The 7,572-nt window shown below is 68.5% G+C and carries 8 protein-coding genes; 4 read left to right on the forward strand and 4 right to left on the reverse strand.

The features are described 5' to 3' along the window. Positions 1 to 7: 7 nt before the first annotated feature. From K2X24_RS13550 to K2X24_RS13565, 4 genes are all read right to left on the reverse strand, one after another. A complete protein-coding gene (locus tag K2X24_RS13550; RefSeq protein WP_264051095.1) occupies positions 8 to 1,432 on the reverse strand; it encodes an efflux RND transporter periplasmic adaptor subunit in 1,425 nt (474 codons plus the stop codon). Positions 1,433 to 1,567: 135 nt separating this feature from the next. Then, positions 1,568 to 1,966 carry a hypothetical protein gene (locus K2X24_RS13555; RefSeq protein ID WP_292498922.1) on the reverse strand — a complete coding sequence of 133 codons (399 nt, stop codon included), beginning with the start codon at positions 1,964 to 1,966 and terminating at the stop codon, positions 1,568 to 1,570. 29 nt (positions 1,967 to 1,995) lie between these two features. Further along, a complete protein-coding gene (locus K2X24_RS13560) occupies positions 1,996 to 2,229 on the reverse strand; it encodes a hypothetical protein (RefSeq protein ID WP_082487856.1) in 234 nt (77 codons plus the stop codon). Between the two features lie 101 nt (positions 2,230 to 2,330). Next, positions 2,331 to 2,579, reverse strand: a complete 249-nt coding sequence (locus tag K2X24_RS13565) for a hypothetical protein (RefSeq protein WP_056355073.1) — start codon at positions 2,577 to 2,579, stop codon at positions 2,331 to 2,333. A gap of 579 nt (positions 2,580 to 3,158) precedes the next feature. Between K2X24_RS13565 and K2X24_RS13570 the strand changes: the two genes are divergently transcribed. The 4 genes from K2X24_RS13570 to K2X24_RS13585 form a co-directional block, all read left to right on the forward strand. Continuing rightward, positions 3,159 to 3,368: a heavy-metal-associated domain-containing protein gene (locus K2X24_RS13570; RefSeq protein WP_056355076.1), complete on the forward strand. Its 210-nt coding sequence runs from the start codon at positions 3,159 to 3,161 to the stop codon at positions 3,366 to 3,368. 92 nt (positions 3,369 to 3,460) lie between these two features. Beyond that, positions 3,461 to 3,934, forward strand: a complete 474-nt coding sequence (locus tag K2X24_RS13575) for a hypothetical protein (protein WP_056355079.1) — start codon at positions 3,461 to 3,463, stop codon at positions 3,932 to 3,934. Positions 3,935 to 4,024: 90 nt separating this feature from the next. Beyond that, positions 4,025 to 5,764, forward strand: a complete 1,740-nt coding sequence (locus tag K2X24_RS13580; RefSeq protein ID WP_091972256.1) for an HlyD family efflux transporter periplasmic adaptor subunit — start codon at positions 4,025 to 4,027, stop codon at positions 5,762 to 5,764. Positions 5,765 to 5,776: 12 nt separating this feature from the next. Then, a partial coding sequence (locus K2X24_RS13585) for an efflux RND transporter permease subunit (RefSeq protein ID WP_292498923.1) occupies positions 5,777 to 7,572 on the forward strand: 1,796 nt, incomplete at its 3' end.

The raw sequence follows: 7,572 nt of genomic DNA on the forward strand, positions 1-7,572 counted from the left end.
CCCGCCTTCAGTGGTCGTGGTCGGCTTCGGCCTTGCCGAGCTCGGCCTTCAGGACGAAGGAGTTGGCCACCGCGACCTCGTCGCCTGGGTTCAGACCCGAAAGGATCTCGTAGGCCTGGTCGTCGGCCTTGCCGATGGTCACGTCCCTTCTCTCGAACCCCGCCGGGGTCCGCGCGAACACCACCTTCTCGCCGCCGATGGTCTGGATTGCGGATTTCGGCAGTCGGACCTTGACGGGATCCTGGGCGATCTCGACTTCCGTCGTCACGAAGGTCCCCGGCCGCCAGGCCATGTCCTTGTTGGGCAAAGAGACGATGACACGGGCCGAGCGCGTCTCCGGGTTGAGGATCGGGCTCACGAAGACGACCTTGCCCTCTGCGCGAGGGCGGTCGTCCCCCGCGACGATGGCCACCCGGGCGCCCTCTCGCACCTTCGCCAGCTCGGTTGTCGGGACCGAGAGCTCGATCCACACGGAGGACAGGTCGGCCACGGTGTAGACGTCCGCGGGGTCGCCCTCGCTGCCGACCTTCGTGCCGACGTCGACCTTTCGCTCGACGACCCGTCCGGCGAGGGGGGACCTGAGCTCGTATCGTCGAAGGGTCGACAGGTTCGGGGTTGTCTCGTCCTTCTTGGCCGAGACTGCGACCTCGGCCGCGTTCAGCCCCAGGGCCGAAAGCTTCTGGCGGGCGAGGTCGACGCGAAGGGTCGCTTCCGAATAGGCCGCCTTCGCGTTGAGAAAGGCCGATTCCGCCGAGATTCGCTTGTCCCAGAGCGCTTGCTGGCGGTCGAAGTTGGTCTTCTCCAGGTCCGCCTTGACGGTCGCCGTCAGGAACTCGCTCTTGGCCTCTGCAACCTCGCGGCTATCGAGGACCGCTACGACCTCGCCCTTGGCTACGTCCTCGCCGAGACGCTTGCGCATTTCCGCCACCGTCCCGGCAACCCGGGCGGGCACGCGGGCGATCCGGTCGGCATCCTGGACGATGGAACCGGGAACGAGGAGATGGCGCGAGAGTATGCCGGCGTCGACGCGAGCCAGCTTGATGTCCTGCTCCGCGGCCTGTTCGGCCGTCATCTTGATCTTGCCCTCGCCCTCCTCGCCGTGCGCCTCGCCCTCGGCATGCGCGTGGCCGGGGGCCTTCGGCTTGGGCTTGGCCTCGTTATCCGAATGCCGATGTGCGGCCTCTCCATGCGCCGGCTCGCCCGCCGAATCCGGGCGCTCGTTGGAAGCATGCTCGTGATCCGGCTCGCCGTGTCCCTCGTCGCCCTTCCCGGACGCCGGCCTCGATACGGCGGCGTTCGTCGGTGGAGGCTTCGGGGCCGTTGAAAGACCGGCGGTCGCGAGGGCGCCCTGCACGATTTCGGACACACGCGGGAAGGCACCGCCGATGGCGATGCCTATGGCCAGGAAGGCCACGGACAGAAGTGCACGCATGGAAGGAGGCCGTTTGCCTGGAACACGAAGGCCCGTTCTCTGGGCTTCGGTGCTCCGTACTGTTCACGCTCTGTGGGGGCCGATCATCCGCTGGGATGGTCGGAGGACGCGCGCCACGGACGTGACGACGCCATCTCAGGCGCGGGGAGGCCTCGGAAGGCGGTCCGGCGAGACCGAAACCATAGTCGCGTCCACGAGGGCGTAGGTCGGCCGCTTGGTCATGGCGCTCAGCGCCAAAGCCGGTCCCTCGGGATTGATGGCTTGGTGGCATCCGCAGTTTGCGTGACAGGTCAGGCAGCCATCAGCATGGCTTGCCGGAGCCGCGTCGGAATAAGCCGACATCGACACTTCGGCACCGGCGAAGCGATGGACCTCTGCGGAATGGATGGTTCCGGGAGCGACAAGCGCCAGGGCGAGCACGAGCGAGAGCGCGCGGACGGCGATCGCCCACCAACCGCGCATTGCCTCGTAGGCCCTAATTGGGGATCCCGCGCTCATGGCTGCCTTATGAACGATTCCGGGCCACTCGTACATGCCGGATGGCCCCCGACGGGAGGCAAGCCTCAATAGTCGTGATGGTGATGATGGTGGTGGCGACGCTCGTAGTAGACCGGCCGCTCCTCGTAGTGGCGGCGATGACGATGCACGACGATGTCGTCGTGGTCGCCGTGATGGTAGCGGTCGACATGGACGTCGCGACCGCGCCTCTCGAAGTCGCCCCCGTAATACTGCGCCGATGCGGCGGCAGGGACGAGGATCAGGGTCGCGGCGAGAAGGGCTGGGATGCGGACTCGCATGGCTCTTTCCTCAAGGATTGATGCCGTGAGCATGGGTCCGGCGACTTGAACGGGGTCTGAAACCCGCGTTCATCTTGCCGGACCTGGGAGCGGCGAACCGCTCAGTGGCGCTCGATGACCGTGGTTCGGCGCTCGCTGCCATGGTTGTCATCGTGATGGTCGTCGTGGTGGTGATGCTCGCGGACGACCTCATGGTGGTCGTCATGGTGACGGTCGCCGTGGCGCTCGCCATGACTGTCGCCATGGACGCCGACGCCGCCCGGGCCGACGTCGATGTGCTGGGCGAGGGCCCCGACCGGCGCCAGGGCCAGGGTCGTGGCGGCGGCGTAAGCGAGAAGGTTGCGCTTCATCGTGGTGCTCCTAGAAACATTGTATGGCCAGCAACGCATTTCGTTCGGAAACCGATCCGAGATTATTTTGGTGTTTCAGACGTATCGCTTAGCCAAAGATGAGAAGCGCACGAGATAATCGCGTGTATTGTTCGGGGTTCAGCGGACGCGAAGGCGCCTCGTTGGTCCTTTCGCTGGCGAGGTCTAGGATCGTCATTGGTCCGGACTGGTCGACGTGCGCCGGATACGCACGCCTCGGCACGGCGAAAAGGGGCGGTCGTCAGCCGGAGATGGCTATTGGCCCCGAAGGACGAGCTTCCACGCATGGTCGGGGCTTACAGGCATGGACGGATCGGAGCATGCCGGGTCGTCAAGGTCATATCGGTTCATGGCCTGCACGTGGACGGAAATTGACGCCCATGGTCAGCCCCTTACGTTGAGAGCAAGGGATAGGCCGGGCGGGGGCCTGCACCAAGCTTGAGATCACGCCAAGACAAGCCGCTCCGAGGTATCCGTCTGCCGCCGGACAAGAAGCTCTTGACCTTCCCATCATGGGAAGCCCCATATCGCCGTGACGTCACTTCTAAGAGGAGAACCGTCATGATCCGGCTCAAGGTCACTCGAATGAACTGCGGCGGCTGCGCCAAGTCCGTTACGCGCGCGGTCCTGGGCGTCGATCCGAATGCCACCGTCGACATCGACCTGGGCGAAGGCATCGTCTCCATCGCGTCGTCCTCGGATGCGGCGCGGTTCACCGACGCGGTCAGTTCCGCGGGCTATGGCGTCGAACCGCTGACCGCCGCGGCTTGACCGACCGGCAAGCGGAAACAATATCGGCGCTCGGCCATTTGTGTCCCGGGGCGAGTATTCCTCGGCCCATCGAAACGGTGTAAGCAATCCCGATGAGACCCGACCGGCAACTCGTGCGCCTGATGGCGGCGATGATCGTGATGATCATCGCCTACGTCGCGCCGTCTGCCGTCCAGGCTCACGAAGGCCATCATCACGGTGGCCATGACCATGCCGCCATGACGCGGGCGCCCAAGGCGTCCGTCGCGCCGCTGGCGGCCCCCGCACCGCGCGACGTCGGTCGGTCGGCGGCTGCCGTCGATGCAACGCCCGTGCTGCTCAAGGCCGCGGTTCCCGCCCGGGTCGCCGTCCTCCAGTCCGAGGACGCGGGTCGGGGTTGCTGCCCCGGTCCCTGCAAGGGCGCATGCTGCGGGACGATGTCCTGCTGCGTTCCTGGCATCCTCTCGGCTCCGATGACAATGCCGACGCTCGCCTTCGGGCATGTCGTTCTGGTCACGCACGACATCGACGGCCGCTCCGGCCTCGGCCCCGAGGCCCTGCCCAGGCCCCCACGAACCCTCGCGTAACGAACGGCGCGCCAAGGGCGCGCAACGGTCGGATTCCGTCCGCAAGCCGCGGATGTGCGTCCGGTGTTCGAACGCGAGGATGCCTCTTCCATGTCTTTTCGTATTGCCGCCGCCCTTGGCGCGGCGTGGCTGGCCGTCGCTTCGCTGGCGGGTCCCGCACGTGCCCATGAGGGGCACGACCACGGCGCACCGCCCCCGCCCGTCTCGAAGTCCATCGCCCCGCGCGGCGAGGCCGCGTCGGACGCGTTCGAGCTGACCGCCATCCCACGGGACGGGAAGGTCACGTTCTACCTCGACCGCTTCCGGACCAACGAACCCGTCCGCGGCGCAGTCCTGGAGGTGGAGACGCCCGAGGGGCAGAGGACCGCCACCGAGACCGCCGAGGCGGCCTACGTGCTTCCCGCGCCCTGGCTCGCGCAGGCGGGATCGCACGACCTCCTGGTGACCGTCACCGCCGGGGAGGCGGTCGACGTCCTCACCGTCCCGCTGTCCATCCCGCAGACCCAGGCGCCCGTCGCCGCCCCGGCCGCAGCGCCGGCCGGCACCGCCATGGCCAAGGCGTCCGCCGCCGTCGCCGACCTGAAGGCCCGCCTCGCGGCCAAGGACCCCGTCCTGATGCTGACCGCGGCGGCCGCCTTCCTCCTCGGCATGCTGCTCACCGTGCTCATGCGGGGCCGGCGCAGCCTTCCCGCCGTGGCCGTCATGGCGGTCTTCGTGACCCTGGCGCTCGGGACCGTGGCCTTCGCCCATGGCGACGAGGACCACGGCACCCCGTCCAAGGGCGACCCGGTTCAAGGCGCGGCCCTGCTCGACCCCGCGCAGCCGTCGTCCGACCTTGCCCAGCGCCTGCCCGACGGCTCCGTGTTCGTGCCCAAGCCGACCCAGCGCCTCCTGGTCCTGCGCACCACCATGACGGAGCAGGCGACGTTCCACCGGACGGTCGAACTGCCGGGACGCGTGATCCCGGACCCGAACGCCAGCGGCGTCGTGCAATCCTCGGTCGGCGGCCGGCTCTCGCCGCCGTCCTCAGGCCTGTTCCCGCGCCTCGGGACGACGGTGAGGAAGGGCGACGTGCTGGCCTACGTGACGCCCCCGGTCCAGGCCATCGACGTCTCGGACATGCGCCAGCGCCAGGGCGAGCTCGACCAGCAGATCGACGTCGTCGAGCGCCGCGTGGAGCGCTATCGCAAGCTCGCGACCACCGGCGCCGTCGCCCAGACACAGCTCGACGACGCCCTCTCCGAGCTGAAGGGCCTGCAGGACCGCCGCACGGCCCTCGACAAGGCACGACAGCAGCCGGAAGCCCTGGTCGCGCCCGTCGACGGCGTTATCGCGCAGGCCTCCGCGGTGGCGGGCCAGATGGCGGCGGCCGGCGCCATGGTGTTCCAGATCGTCGACCCGACCCGTCTCTGGGTCGAGGCCCTGAGCTTCGACGCCCTCACGCCGGCTGGGAACGCCACGGCCCGCTTCGCCGACGGGCGCACCCTATCCCTCGTCTACCAGGGCGCCGGCCTCGCCGACCGCAACCAGGCCATCCCGGTCCAGTTCGCGATCAAGGGCAACACCGCCGGCCTGCGGGTCGGGCAGTTCCTCACGGTGCTCGCCGGCACGGACGCCGAGCAGTCCGGCCTCGCCCTGCCGCGTGCGGCGGTGGTCCGCTCCGGCAACGGGCAGGCCATCGTCTACGAGCACGTCGCCGCCGAGCGCTTCGAGGCCCGCCAGGTCCGGGTCGAGCCCCTCGACGGGACCAACGTGCTCGTCGCCGAGGGGGTGGGCGCGGGCAAGCGCGTCGTCACCGAGGGCGCCGAGCTCCTCGATCAGGTCCGCTGAGGAGGCACGCCCATGTTCAATTTCCTCGTCACGCAGTCACTGCGCAACCGCCTGCTCGTCCTCGCGGTCGCCGCCGTCCTGATCCTGTACGGCGCCTTCACCGCCACCAAGCTGCCGGTGGACGTGTTTCCCGACCTCAACAAGCCGACGGTCACCATCATGACCGAGGCCGAGGGGCTCGCGCCGCCCGAGGTGGAGCAGCTCGTCACCTATCCCATCGAGACCCGGATGAACGGCCTGCCCGGGGTCAGCCGGGTGCGCTCGGTCTCCGGCGTCGGGCTCTCCATCGTCTACGTCGAGTTCGACTGGGGCACCGACATCTACCGGAATCGGCAGCAGATCGCCGAGCGTCTGACCCTGGTCCGCGACCAGCTCCCGCCGAACGTCACGCCCCAGATGGGGCCGATCTCCTCCATCATGGGGCAGATCCTGCTGGTCGCGGTGACCGGAGACAACGCGACCCCGATGGAGGTGCGCGAGGCCGCCGACTTCATCCTGCGGCCTCGCCTGCTCACCATCCCGGGCGTCGCCCAGGTCATTCCCATCGGCGGCGAGGTGCGCCAGTTCCGGGTAAGCCCGAACGTGGCGGCCATGCGGGCGCTCGGCGTCACCAACGCCCAGCTTGAGGCGTCCCTGACCCAGTTCGGCACCAATGCCGGCGGCGGCTTCACCGACCAGTACGCCCGCGAGTACCTCATCCGGAACATCGGCCGGACCATGAGCCTCGACGACCTGCGCAGCGTCGTCGTCGCCAACGTCGCGGACGCGCCGGTCTACCTGCGCCAGGTGGCGGAAGTCTCCTTCGCCCCGAGGGTGAAGCGCGGCGACGGCGGCTACATGGGCAAGCCCGGCGTCATCGTCTCCGTCGAGAAGCAGCCCGACGTCGACACGGTCAAGCTGACGCGCGAGATCGAGGCCGCCTTGAAGGAGGTCACCGCGACCCTGCCGAACGGGATCAAGGCCGACCAGATCCTGTTCCGTCAGGCGAACTTCATCGAGACCTCCATCGCCAACGTCGAGCGCGTGCTCGTCGAGGCCATCGTGGTGGTGGCCATCGTGCTGTTCGCGTTCCTCCTGAACGTGCGCACCACGGCCATCTCGCTGACCGCCATCCCGGTCTCGATCCTGGCGACCGCGGTGGCCTTCCACCTCGCCGGCCTGTCGATCAACACCATGACCCTGGGCGGGCTCGCCATCGCCATCGGCGAGCTCGTCGACGACGCGGTGGTCGACGTCGAGAACATCTTTCGAAGGCTCGGCGAGAACCGGGCGGCCGGCTCGCCGCGCTCGACCTTCGAGGTGGTGGTTGCCGCCTCCTCGGAGGTGCGCTCCGGCATCGTCTACGCAACGATGATCATCGTCCTCGTGTTCGTGCCCCTGTTCGCCCTGTCGGGCATCGAGGGCCGCCTCTTCGCGCCCCTGGGCCAGGCCTACATCATCTCCATCCTGGCGAGCCTGCTGGTGTCCGTGACCCTGACGCCGGTGCTGGCCTACTACCTGCTGCCCGGCCTCAAGAGCCTGGCCGAGCACGACAGCGCCCTGCTGCGCTGGCTCAAGCGGGGTAACGCCCGGTTGCTCGGCGTCGCCTTCCGGCACCAGCGCCTGCTCGTCGCCACGGTGGCGCTGTCCGTCGTGGCGGCCGGGATCGCCGCCTGGAACCTGCCGCGCGCCTTCCTCCCGCCCTTCAACGAGGGCTCGTTCACCGTCAACACGACGTTCAACCCGGGGATTTCGCTCTCCGAGAGCAACCGCGTCGGCCTCATCGCCGAGAAGCTGCTCCTGGACATTCCGGAGGTCGCCTCGGTGGG

Origin of the sequence: Methylobacterium sp. (assembly GCF_019750675.1) — a bacterium.
GTDB lineage: Bacteria > Pseudomonadota > Alphaproteobacteria > Rhizobiales > Beijerinckiaceae > Methylobacterium.

Bases quoted from the DNA above. Each gene is read 5' to 3' on its own strand.
- K2X24_RS13570 (WP_056355076.1), top strand. From the start codon at position 3,159: ATGATCCGGCTCAAGGTCACTCGAATGAACTGCGGCGGCTGCGCCAAG.
- K2X24_RS13550 (WP_264051095.1), bottom strand. From the start codon at position 1,432: ATGCGTGCACTTCTGTCCGTGGCCTTCCTGGCCATAGGCATCGCCATC.
- K2X24_RS13560 (WP_082487856.1), bottom strand. From the start codon at position 2,229: ATGCGAGTCCGCATCCCAGCCCTTCTCGCCGCGACCCTGATCCTCGTC.
- K2X24_RS13580 (WP_091972256.1), top strand. From the start codon at position 4,025: ATGTCTTTTCGTATTGCCGCCGCCCTTGGCGCGGCGTGGCTGGCCGTC.
- K2X24_RS13575 (WP_056355079.1), top strand. From the start codon at position 3,461: ATGAGACCCGACCGGCAACTCGTGCGCCTGATGGCGGCGATGATCGTG.
- K2X24_RS13565 (WP_056355073.1), bottom strand. From the start codon at position 2,579: ATGAAGCGCAACCTTCTCGCTTACGCCGCCGCCACGACCCTGGCCCTG.
- K2X24_RS13555 (WP_292498922.1), bottom strand. From the start codon at position 1,966: ATGTACGAGTGGCCCGGAATCGTTCATAAGGCAGCCATGAGCGCGGGA.